The sequence below is a fragment of the Hymenobacter puniceus genome (genome assembly GCF_014333525.1).
Taxonomy (GTDB): domain Bacteria; phylum Bacteroidota; class Bacteroidia; order Cytophagales; family Hymenobacteraceae; genus Hymenobacter.
The window spans coordinates 755,086-771,040 of the sequence record NZ_JACSCX010000003.1; the positions used below are offsets into that span (position 1 = coordinate 755,086).

Consider the following 15,955-nt stretch of genomic DNA (forward strand, 5'->3'; position numbering starts at 1 on the left):
TCTGTTCAAACGGAGCTCAAAGTCTATTCTGGCTGATTCAAACATCAACCAAGACACTAAGCCCCCAAGTCCCCAGGTCCCTATGAAATCATTTTCTCAATCGGTAATACCAGGATGCCTTCGGCGCCGACGGCTTTGAGCTGGCTGGTGATGTGCCAGAAGTCGTCCTCGTTTACCACCGACTGCACCGATACCCAGCCTTCCTCGGCCAGCGGCGTAATCGTCGGCGACTTGATACCGGGCAGCAACTGCTTCACCGCATCCAAGGCCGCTACGGGGGCGTTGAGGATGATGTACTTGTTACGGCGGGCGCGGCGCACGGCCTGCATCCGGAACTGCAGCTGCTCGAGCAGCTCCTTTTTCTCGGCGCTCAGGTTCTGGTTGGCAATGAGCACGGCCTCCGAGCGGAACACAGTTTCCACCTCGCGCAGGCCGTTGCCCAGCAGCGTGGAGCCGCTGCTCACAATATCACAGATGGCCTCGGCCAGCCCGATGCTGGGCGCAATTTCCACCGAGCCGCTGATGGTGTGCAGGTTAGCTTTCACGCCGCGCTCCGCGAGGTAGTCGCCCAGAATGCGCGGGTATGAGGTGGCAATGTTCACGCCCTGCAAATCCTCGATGGAGTCGTAAGTGGCGGCGCGGGGCACGGCCAGACTCAGGCGGCACTTGCTGAAGCCCAGGCCTTCCACTTCCAGCGCGGGAAAGCCGGCTTCCACCAACACGTTCTGGCCCACAATGCCCAGGTCGGCCACGCCATCCTGCACGTAGCCGGGAATATCGTCGTCGCGCAGGTAGAGGATTTCGAGGGGGAAGTTGGTGGCTTCGGTTTTGAGCTTGTAGGAAGCCGAAAGGAAGCTGATGCCGCATTCCCGAATCAAATTCAGGGAATCTTCGCTTAAGCGGCCCGATTTCTGGATGGCCAGACGGAGCATATGTCTTTCAATTAGTAATTAAGAATTAGTAATTAAGAATTGACCGGGGTGGCCAAGGCTTAACTGTAATTCGGGTAGGAATCTGTGGGGAGGGGTTGAAAGGCTGGCCAGCGGCAATAGGCTGCCGGGGCCACCACTTTCGGGGGCCGGGGAACCTGAAGCGGTTCGCCCAACGGGACAATATGCGTGTATCATTCCTCTAAAAAGAGGAATGGTGGCCGTGCAGATGATGATGCGCCGCGCGCAGCCCAGCCGAGGCGCCGCACGTAGCGGACGCAGCCCCGGGGCTGTTGGTGCAGAAGAAAAGCGCGGCAGATGCAGGCATAAAAGCAGAGTTGCGGGGCAAAAGTACACGGGAATCGGTCAGAACGAAATTAAATCCAGCAAAAATTCTGTAGAACCTGGACCTTTGCCCTCCCGTTTGCCTTTAACCGATTGTTGGCACTATTGTTTCTGCACGTATTGCTATCCGTTGGCGCTCGGCTCCTATTGCCTCTACTACCCGTCTCCTGCCACCTGTTGCTTTTTGTATGTTCCGTCCATTCGTTCAGCTTTTTGTTTCCGGTGTGTGTAGCCTCCTGCTTTGTGGAGGGCTGCATTCTGGTGCTCTCGCCCAGACCAGACCAGCCCCGGCAATGCCGCCCGCATCTTTGTTTCCACTGCCCCAAGCCAGTCCTCGGGTGCTCCTGACCCATACCATCGGCCTGTCTGAAGTAACACTGGACTACCACGCACCCAGCGTTCGCAACCGTGTGATTTGGGAAGGTCTGGTGCCCTACGGCCAGATCTGGCGGGCGGGAGCCAATGAAAATACGGTTATCACCTTTGCTGATACCGTACGCGTCAACGGTAAAATGCTGCCCGCCGGCAAGTATTCGTTCTATATCTTTCCCCGCTCCGACCAGGACTGGGACATGGTGTTTAACCGCGTGACCACGCATTGGGGCGCCGAAGGCTACGATGAAAAGGACGACGTGCTGCGCGTGCCGGTAGTGCCGGAAGTATCGGCGTACCACGAAACGCTGCTCTACTGGTTTTCTGACGTGAAACCCGGCTCAGCCCACCTGAACCTGAGCTGGGAAAAGAAAACCGTCAGCGTCTTCATCGATACCAACGTGCAGGCCCGGGTGGTGGCCGGCATCGAGAAAGCCGTGGCCCAGCGCCCCGGCGACTGGCAGCTGCTGGCCCAGGCCGCCGACTATCTGGTGCAAAACAACCTGAACGCCGAACGGGCCCTGTACTTCATCAACGAGTCGATCCGGCTGCGCGATGTGTATACCAACAACTGGATTAAGGCGCGCTTGCTGGCTTCCAAGCTCGATTACGACACGGCCATCGTGTACGGCCGCAAGGCCATCAAAATGGGCGACAAAGACGACGTGGCCTTTAAAAGCCAGCTTCCCAACATGCGCACCGCCCTGATTGAGTGGCAGGGAAAGGCGTATTGAGTGATGAGGTGAATAGTAAAAGAAAAGAAAGCAGGCGCTAGGGCCTGCTTTTTTGTTTCTTGACGCTCCGAGCAGTCCACCACAGTCTTACGGGTTGCTTCCTCATAATCCCGATTCCCATTCCCTTCTTCACCTTTTCACCGCGCTGTCTATGGGCCCGTTTCTGCAGGTGTGCCAATCTATCTGTACGCTTTCCGACGGCCTGCAGCAGGCACTGCAGCAGCTGGTGCGCCGCGACGAGCTGCCGCGGCACCATCAGTTGCTACAGCCGGGCCAGGTGGCGGGGCGGCTATATTTCGTGGAATGCGGCGTGGTGCGCGGCTTTTCGCTGCATGAGGGCAAAGACGTGTCGGCGTGGTTTATGCGCGATGGTGATTTTGTGGTGTCTATCCTGAGCTTCTTTTCGCGGCAGCCGTCGCACGAGTATGTGGAGCTGCTCACCGACTGCGTGCTGTGGTCGTTGTCGTGGGAGCAGCTGCAGCAGCTGTACCGGCAGTTTCCGGAGTTCAACTTTGTGGGGCGCGTGCTCACGGAGCGGTATTATGTGCTCAGCGAGCAACGCGCGCTGCATTTGCGCATGCTATCCGCCGCCGAGCGGTACCAGCTGCTGCTGCGCTACTTCCCGGCCATCTTCCAGCACGTACCGCTTAAGCACATTGCCTCCCACCTCGGCCTCACTCCCGAAACCCTGAGCCGCCTGCGTGCCCGACCTTAGCTCGTTTTTCGTGGTTTGTTTTTCGTCGGTCGGTTTCATTTCCTGAACGGTGAAACGAATCACGAACACCAAATCACGAACACCAAATCACGAAAAGCGAACTTGATGTAGATCAAGAGAAAGCGCAGGCAAGGCGGGCACCTTTGAGCATGGTTTCACCAAGCTCTTACCCACTATGCTAAATGCCCTGCTTTTGTCGCTGCCCGACAGTGTTTCCCGCGTGCCGATGCCGGATTTGCCGCCCATGCTCGGCTATATTCTGCTGGCGTTTGCCGGCTGTTTCGTGCTGGAACGCCTGATTCCGGGCTGGCCACTGCCCCGTATTGCCTCGTGGCCGCTGCGGGTGCTGGCCATCAATGGCGCCCAGCTGGGCGTGGTGCTGCTGGCCGGCATCAGCTGGGAAAAATGGCTGTCAGAATATTCGGTGTTTCATCTCTCGCAGCACGTGGGGCCGGTGGCAGGCGGCGTGCTGGCCTACGTGGTAGCCACGTTCGTGTTTTACTGGTGGCACCGCTGGCGGCATACGGTTGATTTTCTGTGGCGGCACTTTCACCAGATTCATCACAGCCCCCGCCGCATCGAGGTGATTACCTCCTTCTACAAGCACCCACTGGAAATGACCGTCAATTCCATGCTGGGCGGCCTCTTGGTGTTCACGCTGCTGGGCTTGAGTCCGGCCGCCGGGGCTGTGTATACGCTTTGCACTGCGCTGGGTGAATTCTTCTACCATACCAACGTGCGCACGCCCCAATGGATCGGCTACGTGTTTCAGCGCCCCGAAATGCACCGCATCCACCACGAATATCAGAAGCACAGCCACAACTACGGCGACCTGCCGCTCTGGGACTACCTGTTCGGCACCTACCACAACCCGTGCGAATTTCAGGCCACCTGCGGCTTCGATGCGCCCAAAGAAGAGCGCCTGCTGCCCATGCTGCTGTTCCGCGACGTGCACCAGGAGCCCATACCCACCGCAACACCCGCCGCTGACCCAGTATAAGCAAGCCCCCCAATAAACCCAGACGGGCCGCCCTGCATCTGCAGAGCGGCCCGTTTAAGTGTGCGTGAGTTTTAGTACTCGCCCCTACAAAAACTCAGAACCGGGCAATGACGCGCAGATTCACGAGGCGCTGCGAGAGGTAGTTGGGCACGGCGTAGGTGCGGCCGTTCAAATCCTGCACGTAGCTATAGCCGGCCACATTGTTGCGGGCCAGCACGTTCAGCACTTCCAGCCCCAGCCAAAGGCTTTCCAGACGGCCCAACCGCCGGTCGGGCTCGGTATTCAGCGCCAGCACCTTGGAAAAGCCCAGGTCCACGCGCCAATAGGCCCGGGTGAGTTTGGTGGTGCCCCGCTCCTGCTCGTTGTTGGGCGGGCTGAACGGCAAACCCGTCCCAAACACCGAATTCACGTAGCCCCGTACCGACGGATTGTTGGGCAAATGGTCCTGGAAGAAGATACCGAAGTTGAGGCGCTGGTCCTGCGGGCGGCGGATGTAGCCCTTGGCAGCGCGGCCCACCAAGCTGTCGGCCCCGATTTTGGTGGTCTGGTACAGGTTCAGCGAGTCGCCCTGCAGGTTTTCGCGGGTGGTGAGCACGCCCAGCGTAAACCACGACTCGGCCCCACTCACAAACTCGCCGCCCACCCGGAAGTCGGCGCCGGCGGCGTAAGCCGTGGCCAGGTTTTTGGCGAAGTAGCGCAGCCGCACGTTGTCGATATCGTAAGGCACCACGTCGGTCATATACTTGACGTACGCCTCGCCCGTGAACCGGAATGGCCGGCCGTACTGCTCGAACCGGATTTCATTGCCCACAATGAGGTGCATGGAACGCTGGGCCCGCAGCTCGGGGTTCAGGCTGGCTTCCACTACCAAGGGACGACCTGGCATGGGGCTGCCCTGCTGGTCGCGCAGCTCGCGGTAAAACGGCGGCTGGTAGTACACCCCGGCCGCCACCTTATAGGAGTGGTTGGGCCGGCTGCGCGGAATAAACGAGTACTGCACCCGCGGGCTCACCACCAGCTGCTGGTTTACCGACCACCAATGTGCCCGCACGCCGTACGTGAGCGTGCGCAAAGAATCCAGCTCGATGGTATGCTGCGCATAGCCCTGGGTGCGGGTGCTTTGCAGATCGAGGTCAGCCACCAGCCGTGTGCGGCGCGCATCGGGCACGTAGTCGGCTGAGTCGGCGAAGCTGTATTCGTTGAGCACATCTTCGATTCGCTCGCGGCCGGTTTTCATCCCGAAGCGCACGGTGTGGCGGTTGCCGGGAGTCCAGCGGGCGCGGGCCTCGGCCGTGGCAATGGCGGCCTGCAGCGTGTTGCGCGAGTGGTCGAAGCGCTTGCCCACGGCGCGCTGGCGCACGGGCTGATTAAAGTCACGCGAGTTGGGGTCCCGGTTGATGTCCGCCAGGCGGTAGTCGGCTTCCACATCGCGGTATTCCAGTTCCCGGGAGTACACCAGCCCGCCCAGTACTTCGCCCTGCAAACGAGGCGAGAAGTTGTGCTTCAGGTCGAAGCCGCCCTGAGCCATATCGTACTGCATCCGCTCCCGGCCCTTGTAGCCAATGTACAGGCGCGTGGCCTGGTTGGTGGCGGTGCTGAAGGTGCTTTCCCCAGATTCGGGCGTGAAGCGGTAGTCGTTGTGGGCGAAGGTGGCCAGCACGCCCAGCGAGGTGCGGTCCTCGTTGCCCTTCGGCCCCAAATTGGCGTTGATGTAGGCCTGCCCGTCGTAGAACGTGGGGTTGTAGCCGCCCTGCGCCTGGTCGAGGGAGCTGAGCACATAGGTGGCATTCTTATAGCGGATGCCGGCCAGATAGCTCAGGCGCCTGCCCGGCGAAGTAGCCTCCACGTGCATGGCCCCGCCCACGAGGCTGCCCGTAGCGGAGGCTGCAAACTTAGTAGGCTGCTTGTAGTCAATGTTCAGTACCGAGGACAGCTTGTCGCCGTATTTGGGCTGCCAGCCACCGGTCGAGAATTCCACCTTGTTCACCAAGTCCGGATTCACGAAGCTCAAACCTTCCTGCTGCGAGGCCGTCACCAGAAAGGGCCGGTAAATCTCGATGCCGTTGACGTACACCAGGTTTTCGTCGTAGTTGCCGCCCCGCACCGAGTACGTACTCGTCAGCTCGTTGGTGGACTGCACGCCGGGCAGGGTCTTGAGGATGGCATTGAAGTCGCCGAATGGCGAAGGCAGAACCTTGGCCGTACGCGGGTCGAGCTTAATCATGCTCACCTGCTCGCGGGTATCGGCCTCGTCGGTTCGGGCGCGCACAGTCACGTTACCCAGCGTCCGGGTGTCGGTCTGCAGCGTTATGCTCAACTCGCGGCGGTCCTCACTCAGCACCACCGGCAGCCGCTGGGCGCGGTAGCGCAGGCTGCGCGCTACCAGCACGGCCGGCCGGCCGGTGCGCAATACACTCAGCGTAAAGCGGCCTTTTGCATCGGTAACGGTGCCCCCGGGCTGGCCTTCCACGCCCACGCCTACCTGCTCCAGCGGCTGGCCGGCGGCGTCGCGCACGGTGCCGCTGAGTGTGATGCGCTCAGTGGTTTGTGCCTGCACCGCCATTGGCAGCAACATAGCTACTGGCGCCGGACCTACCAGCAGTGCCACACGCAACGACCAGGACAAACCAGACAACCTAGAGAAACGGTGCGGCATGCTAGCGGCCCTCTTCTTCGGCACTGACCGTAGCGGCCAGTTGGGCCCGCAGCTCGGCCAGTGTCGCCACCGGGTCGGGCGCGTTGAACACAAACGAGCCGGCTACCAGCACATCGGCGCCGGCTTCTACCAGGGCCGAGGCATTGTCGCTGGTCACGCCGCCGTCAATCTCAATCAGCGCCGACGAGCCGCTATCTACCAGCAATTCCTTGAGCGCCGTGACTTTGCGCAGGGTATTCGGGATGAACGCCTGCCCGCCAAATCCCGGATTCACCGACATGATGCACACCAAATCCAAGTCGGCAGCCACGTCTTCCAGCACCCACACGGGCGTATGGGGGTTCAGGGCCACACCGGCCCGGCAGCCCAGCTGCTTGATTTGCTGAATGACGCGGTGCAAATGCGTACAGGCCTCGTAGTGCACCGTAATGTTGTGGGCCCCGGCATCTCGGAAGGCGCTCAGGTAGTGCTGCGGCTCCTCAATCATCAGGTGCACGTCCAGCGGCTGCTTGGCGTGGCGGTGAATGGCCTGCAGCACCGGAATCCCGAAGGAGATATTAGGCACAAAGCGGCCGTCCATCACGTCGCAGTGCAGCCAGTCGGCCACGCTGCCGGCGAGGCGCTCAGTTTCAGTTTGAAGGTTGCCGAAGTCGGCAGCAAGCAACGAAGGAGCCAGCAACGGCATCCGGCGGCGGTTCAGAGTCATACCGCGAAGGTAAGCAGGTTTGGCGGACAGGTAATGCGGCTAATGCGCCAGATATGGCGGAGTTAAGCAGTTATAACTTACACTACACATTGCGGCTGGTTCGAGAGCGACCATTGCCACGCAAAAAGGCCTTCCGCGAGGCAGAACGACGTCAAACAGCGCTTTGGTACGCTGCCTGCAATCTTCTGCCCAACGAAAGGCCCTGCGGATTAGCAACGGCAACTACGGCCGTTACCGGATTGGCTTATTTGCTGCCGTTTTCTCCTTTGTCGTAGGCGCGCCAATCGAGCTTGCCTTCTTCATTTTTGCGCAGGAAATACGTCTGGTCGTCTTCTTGGCGCTTGCCAAACGTCACATCGGCGCGGCAGTCCAGGCAGCGGAGCGAGGTGTATTTGAACTTGTCCTGGGCCACGCGGGCCGTCAGGTCGAGGTTGTCGGAGCCGCAGATGCCGCACTTGGCCACATCCGGAAAGCTGAGCCGCTCATACTCGGTTACTACTTCGTGCAAGTTGGCGCCCTGCACTGTGAAGTGGAACTGGCGACGCCCCAGACGCTTCGAAATCATCATTTGCAACATGGTATTGCGGCTTGTGGGTGGTGTCACCCTTGAAAAAAGAAAGGAATCCGGTTCGTCCGAATTCCCTTCCAAGGTACTAAAAATATTTGCTTTTCAATGCTAATTACATTCGCAAATTATTGCTTTATGAAGCGCACCGTGCGCCGGACTGTGTCCCCGGCCGTTACGTCGCAGGTATACACGCCTTTGGCCAGCGGCCCCGGCTGCAGCCGCACCGTGGGGGCGCTGGTGGCTGGCAGGGTTTGCTCGGCTACCAGCGCCCCGCGGCCGTCGTAGAAGCGCACCCGCAGTTGCTTGCCCTGCAATGCCGCATTGAGTTGCAAGCTTAACTCCTCGCTTTTCACCGGATTCGGATACACGAACAGCTCACCAGTTATGGCTTTCGAGCTACCTGCCGAGAGTGGTACCCCAGGGTTGGCCAGCGTGTAGGCCGCCACGGCATTCGGAATTCCGTAGCCCAGCAGATTGTTCGGCGCCGCGGACTGGGAAGCCGAACGCTGCAGAAAGCTGATAACCTGCTGCGCCGTAAGCGTGGGGTTGGCTTGCCAGAAGCAGGCCACCATGCCCGCCAGCACCGGGCAGGCATACGACGTGCCACTGCCCCGCGTGGGCTGGCCGGCGGTGTTAACAATAGCCGTCTGAAAGCCCATAGCCGCCAGGTTAGGCTTGATTCGCCCATCGGCGCTGGGCCCGATGGAGCTGAAGCCCACCCGCGCCCCGAACGAGTCGACGGCGGCAACTGCCAGAATGGAATCGGCATCGGCCGGCGCCAGGATGCGCTGCCAGGAGTTGTTGCCCTCATTACCGGCCGAATTCACGACGATCATGCCGGCGCGGGCGGCCAGCGCGGCGGCCCGGGTGCTGATGGCCGTGCGCCCGTTCAGGTCGGTGTAGGCGTAGTTGCCATACGGCGTGTCGAAGGTGCTGTAGCCGAGCGAGGAACTGATAACGTCCACGCCGGCCGAGTCGGCCCGTTCGGCGGCCAGCAGCCAGTTCACTTCTTCAATGGGGTTTTCGCCGATGATATTTTCGGTGAGGTACAGCCGGAACGTAGCTTTCGGCGCAGTGCCCACGAATGCGCCCGTCTGGCTGGCAGCCATGGTAGAAAGGCAATGCGTGCCGTGGCTGTCGCGGCCGTATACCGCCGTGTTGCGCTCCACGAAGTTGTAGACGTCGGCCAGGCGATTCTCATTGCGCATGGCGGCAAACGGCGCGGTCTGGTTTACGCCCGGAAAACCGTCGTCGAACACCGCAATCTGCATGCCTTCCCCCCGGAAGCCGGCGTTGTGCATGGCTACGGCGCCCACCATCAGGGCCTGCTTGTAGGCCGTGCCGTACACGGGGTTGGCCTGCGTGCGCTCCTGCGTGGGCTCCTCGGCATCCTCGGGACTCCGGGGCCGTACTGGCGTTGGGCCGGCGGCGGCAGTGCGGTTGAGGGTGGTGGCGCTGCGCACAAACGGCAGCGCCTGCAGGTTGCGCAGCGTGGCCGAGTCGCAGGAAACCACGGCCGCATTAAACCAGCGCGAGGTATACCACACCGTAGCACCCGGCACAGCTTTCAGCTGGGTTACGTAGGTAGGCGTTACGGGCAGGTCGCGGGGCTGCACGGCAATGTTCTGGCGGGTGCGGCGCTGCACGGCCCGCGCCGACAGGAACGCCTGAGGCTGGCCGACGGTGAAGGGCGTGCCGGTTTTGTCGCGGAAATACACCAGGTGCTTGCGCACTGTGTTGGCCTGCACTTTAGCCGTTACGGCCTGGGCGTGGGCAGCAGTGGGCAGCGCGGCCGTAGCGGCCGCCAGAGCCAGACCCGCCAGCAAAGCGGAATACGAGTGTTGCATGGGAAACGAAACTGATAGACGTGCCGGAAGATACGAATTCGGGGCCGTACTCCGCACTTTGGTCTTCCGCCATAGTTGGCACCAAAACAGCCGTGCAACCCAGCCATAAAAGGCAAAGTGGCACGGCTGTTTTGGCAATTACGCTACCGGTGCTATACGCCGATTAGCGGCCGGCCTCGATCAGCACTTCCGTACGGGTAGAACCCGCGAAAGGGCGCGTGGGGTCCGGCACGCAGTTGCCGGGTGGGCAGTAGATGAAGCGGCGGCGACTCCGGTACACCGGCCCCGTTCCGGCGGCATACACCTGGCGGCTGCGGAAGTAGTAAAAGGCGTTGATGTACTCGCCGCCTTCTTCCGCATCCGTTTCGCGCAGGGCGGTGGTTACGGTTTTCGGGTAGGTTGTGGCCTGGCCGGCGGCACTGGTAGTCGTGAATGACTCGCCAACCTGCTTGTAATGAAAATCGTTTTTATCCACCGGATTCTGCTCGTTGAAAGCATTCAGGTTCCAGTAGTAGCCGGTGCGCACCGGATATATTAGCTCCACGGTGCGGCGGTTGTTGCGCGTCACCAGCACATTGCTAGCCGAAGGGCTAACCACCAGCACACTGTCGTCGCGCCAGGCGTCGGTGCTGGTAGTGCGGCGGGCACGCACCACGCGGTAGGCCGTGCGGCCGCTGGCGTCAGTGAACTTTTCCTCCACCCGCTCCCGAAACTGAAACCGGGGCTGCGGCTGGCGCACGTAGTTGGTCCAAAGCGTGTCCGTCACCTCATAAATCCGGAATTGCCCGACTTCCAGTTGGTAGTAGCTGGTGTCGGTGGGCTCTACGGTCTCGGTTTCGTTCTCGCAGCCCGCTACGGCTACCACCAGCAAAGCCGGCAGCAGCCAGCGCAGGGGCCGCAGCCCGGAAATAACAGTTGAACCCACAGTCATAGAGGTAAATGCGTGCGGCCTAATACGCGGCTGCGGCTTCCGAAGATACGGGAGTTTCGCCGATGGTGTGGCGCTCGATCCAGCCGCCACCAATTACGTCGTCGCCGTCGTAGAATACGGCGGCCTGGCCGGGCGTCACAGCGTGAACGGGCTCGTCAAAATAGATGTGGATTTTGTCGCCGATCTGCTCCAGAAACGCGGCCGCGCCGCCGTTGTGGTTGTAGCGCACTTTGGTGCGGCACGGCACTAGGCCACGGCCTTCCAGCGACGCAAACTTGCCCATGTTCAGCTTGCCCACCGTGGTGCGCGAACTGGCCAGATCCTCGAAGTTGCCCAGCACCACCTCGTTGGTGTCAGGCCGGATTTCTGTTACGTAGGCTGGGTAGCCTAGCGCCACGCCCAGGCCCTTGCGCTGCCCAATGGTGTAGAACGGGTAGCCTTCGTGGGTGCCGAGCACGGTGCCGTCGCGCAGCACAAACTTGCCGCCCGCTACGCGCTCCTCCAGGCCCGGCACGCGGCGACGCAGGAAGCCCCGGTAGTCGTTGTCGGGAATGAAGCAGATTTCGTAGCTCTCGGGCTTGTTCACCAGCTCGGTGAAGCCGCGGCGGCGCGCCTCGTCGTAGATTTCGGTTTTGCGCATCTTGCCCAGCGGAAACAGCGTGCGGGCCAAGCTCTCCTGGCTGACGCCCCACAGCGCGTAGCTCTGGTCTTTGTTTTCGTCGAGGCCTTTGCTGATGACGTAGCGGCCGTCTTCGTGGCGTATCTGGGCGTAGTGGCCGGTGGCAATGAACTCGCAGCCGAGCTGGTCGGCCCGGCGCAGCAGGGCGTCCCACTTGATGTGGGTGTTGCAAAGCACGCAGGGATTAGGTGTGCGGCCGGCCAGGTATTCCTCGGTGAAGTTGGAAATCACAAAGTCACCGAACTCGTCCCGGATATCGATGATATAGTGCGGAAAACCGAGGTCCACGGCAATCTGGCGGGCATCGTTGATGCTGTCCAGCGAGCAGCAGCCGGTTTCTTTTTTGGAGCCACCGGCCGAGGCGTAGTCCCAGGTTTTCATGGTCATCCCGACCACTTCGTAACCTTGCTCGTGCAGCAGCACGGCTGCTACCGAAGAATCGATGCCGCCGCTCATGGCGACGAGGACGCGGCCGCGCGGGGCGGTCGGCGTGGAGGGTGCAAATTGCGTCATAAGAAAGGCGCCCGCGGGGTCAAGGCCCGCGGCCGCAGCGGCAAAGATAACACCTTGGGCGGGCCCGAGGTTTCTTCCCGCTACAAAACGCAGCGGCGGCCACTGCGCAGGCCGGCCGGAATCCGTACTTTTGCGCGGTGCTGGTTGCCGCCCCTCCCTTTTTGCGGAGTGGCACGCCTAATTTTCCTCTGCTATGGCTTTGCTTACGTCCGTGCTGGTGCGCGGTATCAACAACCTGTCCGATGCCCGCTACTGCGCCGGCATGGGCGCCGACCGCCTTTCCTTCCTGCTCGACCCCACCTTGCCGGGCTACCTCACGCCCGAAGCCGTACAGGAAATCAGCGGCTGGGTGGCCGGCGTAGAGCTGGTGGGCGAGTTTGATACGATGCCCGCCGCCGGCATCAACGCCATAGCCACTCAGTGCGGGCTGAAGGACGTGCTGCTGCACCGCCGCCGCACGCCCGCCGACCTCTCCCTGCTACAGCTGCCGGCCCAGAAGCTGATCCGCTGGATTCCGGATATGCTGCCCGAGGACGTGGACACCCGCTTCCGCGAGCAGCAGCCCCACCTGACCGGCTTTATTCTGGCCACGCCGCCACAGGAATTGCTTTCAGCCATTCAGCTCACCCGGCTCACCCAGCAGGCGCGCATGTTTCCGGTATGGCTGGGCACCGGCTTTGCAGCCAGCACCGGCAACTCGGTACGGAAGCTGGTAGAGATGGTGCGGCCGGCCGGCATTGTGCTGGAAGGCGGCGACGAAATCAAGCCTGGCCTGCGCGACTTCACCGAGCTGGAAGCGGTGTTTGAGGAGCTGGAGGCGTAAAGCCGGGCGCCGTAGTGGCGCTTGGCCTGCACAGGCTCGTCAGGCCATAACCGTAATCAGGCTGTATAGCGGCTCGGCTAGCGCCTGGTCTCCTTCGGCCCGCAAATGCTTTGCCGCCAGCTCCCGCGGCAGACTTTTCGTGAAAAGCCGCCAGGCCACCTTTCCATCGAGCATGACGTGCGTAGCCACCGGCCCGGAGTAGTTGGTCCCCAGCTCCCAGCCGTTTTCGGCCCGCCGCAGATACCAGGTATTGCCGCTGGCTCCCGTAATGACCAGAGCCAGTACGGTGCCCACCGGGGCCAGAACCGCGCGGTAGTGGTGCGGCAAGGCCCGCAGGCAGGCACTCAGAAACGGCTCGTAAAGCGCCAAGGCAAACAGCGGCGCCTCCTGCCCCACTGCCTGCCGGATCTGCTGCTGATGGTGCCACTTCTCGGTGTACTCCCGGGCCACGTGAAACCAGTTCAGGGACGTTTCTTCACCCGCCCAGGCCACCGGAAACACGGCCGGCTCGAAGGGCAGTAAGGCGCTGATATACGCATTGTACGCGGCTCCGCTCAACTCCAGCAGCCACCTGATGATGGCCGGGCTGAGGCGCTGTCCCGCCGCCACCCAGTCATTGTTGAGCTGATTGAGGTAGGCTACCACATCGGGGTAGGCCGCACTGCGCGGGGCGCCGGCCCCAAAGTGCCCATCCCGCAGCATCGAGAGCGTGCGCAGGTTACCGTCGAGCAAATGCAGAGCCACGTCGCGCACCCGCCACTGCGGCGCCAGCGTCGGCTGCTCCCATTCCGCCAGGGTCAGCGAGCCAAGCAGTTCCTGCAGTCGCGCATCTAGTACCGGAAACAAGTGCGCAGTGGACAGCATGGGTAATGGCTCCATGTCTTCGAATTGTAAGCGGGCAACTTCAGGCGGAATGCGGGCGACTGTAAGCGGCTGCCTGGGCTACCAACAACGCCCTAACTCAGCTGAAACTGCACGTACTTGATGGGCACGCCCTGGGCGCGGTACTTGCTTTCAAAGTTCGTGACGATGTCCTCGGCGTGCGGCAGCAGCTCCGGCGTAGCGTACAGGTCTTTGGTCTGGGCCAGAATGGTGACACCGGGCCGCTCGGTCAGCACTTCCAGGGTGTAGTCGAACAGGTCCTCGTTGTCGGTTTTGAGGTGGACGAGGCCGCCGGGCTGCAGAATCTGCCGGTACAGGTCCAGGAAGCGCGGCGAGGTCAGGCGGCGCTTGATGTCCCGGTCACGCGGGCGCGGGTCGGGAAACGTAATCCAGATTTCAGCCAGTTCGGCGGGCGCAAAATGTTGCAGCAAATCGTGGGCCCGGGTGCGCACGAAGCCTACGTTGCGCAAGCCCTGCTCCTCGGCCCGCTTGCTGCCGCGCCAGATTCTTTCGCCCTTGATGTCGAGGCCCAGAAAGCTGCGCTCCGGATAGCGGGCCGCCAAGCCCACCGTGTATTCGCCTTTGCCGCAACCCACTTCCAGCGTAATGGGGTGCTCGGTGCCGAAGAATTCCACGTGCCAGCGGCCGCGCAGCTGCTCGTAGTTGGCTTTGCCGGGTTCTACAATGTCGGGCCGTTCGGCGTTTTCGGCGAAGCGTTGGAGTTTGATACGGGGCACTGGGCGTTGGGTATTTAGATGTTAGTTGCTGGTTGTCAGTTGTTAGTTACTGGTTAATCAATTTTCAAGTAAACACCTGACAACTAACAACCCGCAACTAACAACTCAGAAGTCCACTTCGGCTACCACAAAGGTACTGCCCCCGATGAACACCACATCATTGGGGCCGGCGGCGGCGCGGGCGGCGCGCACGGCAGCCGGAACCGGCCCCCATACGACGCCCTGCAAGCCGGCCGCCGCGGCCCGTTCGGCCAGCTCGGCGGCCGGCATAGCCCGCGGGATGGTGGCTTGGCAGAAATAGTAGGTCGCCTCTTGGGGCAGCAGGCTCAGCATTTTGGTCACGTCTTTGTCGTTGACCACACCCAGCACGAAATGCAGCCGCTGCATGGGCAGCCGCGCCAGCTGCCCCACGATAAACCGGATGCCGGCCTCGTTGTGGCCCGTGTCGCAAATTACCAGCGGCTGGCGGCCCAGGATAGTCCAGCGGCCCAGGAAACCGGTGAGGCGGCGCACGTCGCGCAGTCCTTCGCGCACGGCAGCTTCCGGAATCGTGACCCCCTGCCGGCGCAGCTCATCCACCGCGGCCAGCACGCCGGGCAGGTTCAGACGCTGGTAGTCACCCACCAAACCCAGCTCCAGGTCGGCGAGCAGCAGCTGGCCGTTGGGTTGGGTGATGGTGAGCTGTTGGGTTTCCTCATCGGGTGCCGGCGGGGCGGCCAGCTCGGCCAGGTAGTGCTGGTCGGCGAAGAGCAGCGGGGCCTGCACCTCGGCAGCTTTCTGCTCGAACACGGCCTGCACTTCGGGCTGGGTCTGGCTGACGATGGCCGGCACACCCGGCTTGATGATGCCGGCTTTTTCACTGGCAATCTGCGGCAGCGTGTTGCCGAGCAGATTCTGGTGGTCGTAGCTGATGTTGGTGATGAGCGAGACGAGCGGCGTGATGATGTTGGTGGAATCCAGGCGGCCGCCCAACCCCACTTCCACCACGGCCACGTCTACCTGCTCTTCGGCGAAGTAGGCAAAGGCCAACGCCACGCACATCTCGAAAAACGACGGCTGCAGCTCGGCAAACAGCGGCTGCCAGCGCGCCACCCATGCCACTAGGTAGTCGGGCGCTAAATCCTGCCCGTTGATTTTGATACGCTCCGTGAATTCCTTGAGGTGCGGTGAAGTGTAGAGCCCCACCTTGTAGCCGGCCGCCTGCAGCACCGCCGCCAGCAGGTTGGAGCTGCTGCCCTTGCCGTTGGTGCCCGCCACGTGTACGCAGCGCAACTGCCGCTCAGGGTTGCCCATGGCCGCGGCCAGCGCCTCGGTCCGTTCTAGCCCCGGCTTGTAGCCAGCTTCCCCCACCCGCTGAAACATGGGCAGCTGGCTATACAGATAATCGAGGGTTTGCTGGTAGGTCATTGCGGCGGGAGCAGTAGCGCGAACTACAAAGTTCGCGCTACTGCCCGCAAAACAAAGCCGCCAGCCGGATTTCTCCAGCCGGCGGCCCGGTGATGTTCTCTGTGCCTTGAA

At 61.7% G+C, this 15,955-nt stretch carries 14 protein-coding genes; 4 read left to right on the top strand and 10 right to left on the bottom strand.

Features of this window, described 5'->3' with window-relative positions:
- Nucleotides 1-80: 80 nt before the first annotated feature.
- Nucleotides 81-932: an ATP phosphoribosyltransferase gene (gene hisG, locus H8B14_RS11870; RefSeq protein WP_187315842.1), complete on the bottom strand. Its 852-nt coding sequence runs from the start codon at nucleotides 930-932 to the stop codon at nucleotides 81-83.
- A 650-nt stretch (nucleotides 933-1,582) separates the two neighbouring features.
- Between hisG and H8B14_RS11875 the strand changes: the two genes are divergently transcribed.
- The 3 genes from H8B14_RS11875 to H8B14_RS11885 all read left to right on the top strand — a co-directional run bounded on the left by H8B14_RS11875 (nucleotide 1,583) and on the right by H8B14_RS11885 (nucleotide 4,095).
- Nucleotides 1,583-2,380, top strand: coding sequence for a DUF2911 domain-containing protein (locus H8B14_RS11875; RefSeq protein WP_187315843.1), 798 nt, complete (start codon nucleotides 1,583-1,585; stop codon nucleotides 2,378-2,380).
- A gap of 151 nt (nucleotides 2,381-2,531) precedes the next feature.
- On the top strand, nucleotides 2,532-3,095 hold the full coding sequence (locus H8B14_RS11880) for a Crp/Fnr family transcriptional regulator (RefSeq protein WP_187315844.1): 564 nt from the start codon (nucleotides 2,532-2,534) through the stop codon (nucleotides 3,093-3,095).
- Between the two features lie 175 nt (nucleotides 3,096-3,270).
- Nucleotides 3,271-4,095 (top strand): sterol desaturase family protein, encoded by an 825-nt coding sequence (locus H8B14_RS11885; RefSeq protein WP_261989975.1) that lies wholly within the window; start codon nucleotides 3,271-3,273, stop codon nucleotides 4,093-4,095.
- 94 nt (nucleotides 4,096-4,189) lie between these two features.
- On the opposite strand, the gene H8B14_RS11890 is transcribed toward H8B14_RS11885, so the two are convergent.
- From H8B14_RS11890 to mnmA, 6 genes are all read right to left on the bottom strand, one after another.
- A complete protein-coding gene (locus tag H8B14_RS11890) occupies nucleotides 4,190-6,751 on the bottom strand; it encodes a TonB-dependent receptor (RefSeq protein WP_187315845.1) in 2,562 nt (853 codons plus the stop codon).
- Between the two features lies 1 nt (nucleotide 6,752).
- Nucleotides 6,753-7,457 (bottom strand): ribulose-phosphate 3-epimerase, encoded by a 705-nt coding sequence (gene rpe / locus H8B14_RS11895; RefSeq protein WP_261989976.1) that lies wholly within the window; start codon nucleotides 7,455-7,457, stop codon nucleotides 6,753-6,755.
- 244 nt (nucleotides 7,458-7,701) lie between these two features.
- A complete protein-coding gene (locus tag H8B14_RS11900; protein WP_187315846.1) occupies nucleotides 7,702-8,025 on the bottom strand; it encodes a hypothetical protein in 324 nt (107 codons plus the stop codon).
- Nucleotides 8,026-8,150: 125 nt separating this feature from the next.
- A complete protein-coding gene (locus H8B14_RS11905; RefSeq protein WP_187315847.1) occupies nucleotides 8,151-9,872 on the bottom strand; it encodes a S8 family peptidase in 1,722 nt (573 codons plus the stop codon).
- Between the two features lie 163 nt (nucleotides 9,873-10,035).
- A complete protein-coding gene (locus H8B14_RS11910; protein ID WP_187315848.1) occupies nucleotides 10,036-10,803 on the bottom strand; it encodes a hypothetical protein in 768 nt (255 codons plus the stop codon).
- A 19-nt stretch (nucleotides 10,804-10,822) separates the two neighbouring features.
- A complete protein-coding gene (gene mnmA, locus H8B14_RS11915) occupies nucleotides 10,823-11,995 on the bottom strand; it encodes a tRNA 2-thiouridine(34) synthase MnmA (protein WP_187315849.1) in 1,173 nt (390 codons plus the stop codon).
- Between the two features lie 193 nt (nucleotides 11,996-12,188).
- On the opposite strand from mnmA, the gene H8B14_RS11920 reads away from it, so the two are divergent.
- Complete coding sequence (locus tag H8B14_RS11920) at nucleotides 12,189-12,818, top strand: beta/alpha barrel domain-containing protein (protein WP_187315850.1); 630 nt, start codon at nucleotides 12,189-12,191, stop codon at nucleotides 12,816-12,818.
- Nucleotides 12,819-12,857: 39 nt separating this feature from the next.
- Here H8B14_RS11920 and H8B14_RS11925 read toward each other — a convergent pair whose 3' ends face one another.
- From H8B14_RS11925 to H8B14_RS11935, 3 genes are all read right to left on the bottom strand, one after another.
- Entirely contained in the window at nucleotides 12,858-13,697 is an 840-nt protein-coding gene (locus H8B14_RS11925) for a maleylpyruvate isomerase N-terminal domain-containing protein (RefSeq protein WP_187315851.1), read from the bottom strand.
- Between the two features lie 77 nt (nucleotides 13,698-13,774).
- The gene (trmB, locus tag H8B14_RS11930; RefSeq protein WP_187315852.1) at nucleotides 13,775-14,437 is read right to left on the bottom strand and encodes a tRNA (guanosine(46)-N7)-methyltransferase TrmB; all 663 of its coding nucleotides are present in this window, start codon (nucleotides 14,435-14,437) and stop codon (nucleotides 13,775-13,777) included.
- A 105-nt stretch (nucleotides 14,438-14,542) separates the two neighbouring features.
- The gene (locus tag H8B14_RS11935; protein WP_187315853.1) at nucleotides 14,543-15,844 is read right to left on the bottom strand and encodes a bifunctional folylpolyglutamate synthase/dihydrofolate synthase; all 1,302 of its coding nucleotides are present in this window, start codon (nucleotides 15,842-15,844) and stop codon (nucleotides 14,543-14,545) included.
- Between the last annotated feature and the right edge of the window lie 111 nt (nucleotides 15,845-15,955).

What these genes read in the sequence shown, in the direction of transcription:
- hisG (WP_187315842.1), bottom strand. Translation starts at nt 932, where the DNA reads ATGCTCCGTCTGGCCATCCAGAAATCGGGCCGCTTAAGCGAAGATTCC.
- H8B14_RS11880 (WP_187315844.1), top strand. Translation starts at nt 2,532, where the DNA reads ATGGGCCCGTTTCTGCAGGTGTGCCAATCTATCTGTACGCTTTCCGAC.
- H8B14_RS11885 (WP_261989975.1), top strand. Translation starts at nt 3,271, where the DNA reads ATGCTAAATGCCCTGCTTTTGTCGCTGCCCGACAGTGTTTCCCGCGTG.
- H8B14_RS11890 (WP_187315845.1), bottom strand. Translation starts at nt 6,751, where the DNA reads ATGCCGCACCGTTTCTCTAGGTTGTCTGGTTTGTCCTGGTCGTTGCGT.
- rpe (WP_261989976.1), bottom strand. Translation starts at nt 7,457, where the DNA reads ATGACTCTGAACCGCCGCCGGATGCCGTTGCTGGCTCCTTCGTTGCTT.
- H8B14_RS11900 (WP_187315846.1), bottom strand. Translation starts at nt 8,025, where the DNA reads ATGATGATTTCGAAGCGTCTGGGGCGTCGCCAGTTCCACTTCACAGTG.
- H8B14_RS11905 (WP_187315847.1), bottom strand. Translation starts at nt 9,872, where the DNA reads ATGCAACACTCGTATTCCGCTTTGCTGGCGGGTCTGGCTCTGGCGGCC.
- H8B14_RS11910 (WP_187315848.1), bottom strand. Translation starts at nt 10,803, where the DNA reads ATGACTGTGGGTTCAACTGTTATTTCCGGGCTGCGGCCCCTGCGCTGG.
- mnmA (WP_187315849.1), bottom strand. Translation starts at nt 11,995, where the DNA reads ATGACGCAATTTGCACCCTCCACGCCGACCGCCCCGCGCGGCCGCGTC.
- H8B14_RS11920 (WP_187315850.1), top strand. Translation starts at nt 12,189, where the DNA reads ATGGCTTTGCTTACGTCCGTGCTGGTGCGCGGTATCAACAACCTGTCC.
- H8B14_RS11925 (WP_187315851.1), bottom strand. Translation starts at nt 13,697, where the DNA reads ATGGAGCCATTACCCATGCTGTCCACTGCGCACTTGTTTCCGGTACTA.
- H8B14_RS11935 (WP_187315853.1), bottom strand. Translation starts at nt 15,844, where the DNA reads ATGACCTACCAGCAAACCCTCGATTATCTGTATAGCCAGCTGCCCATG.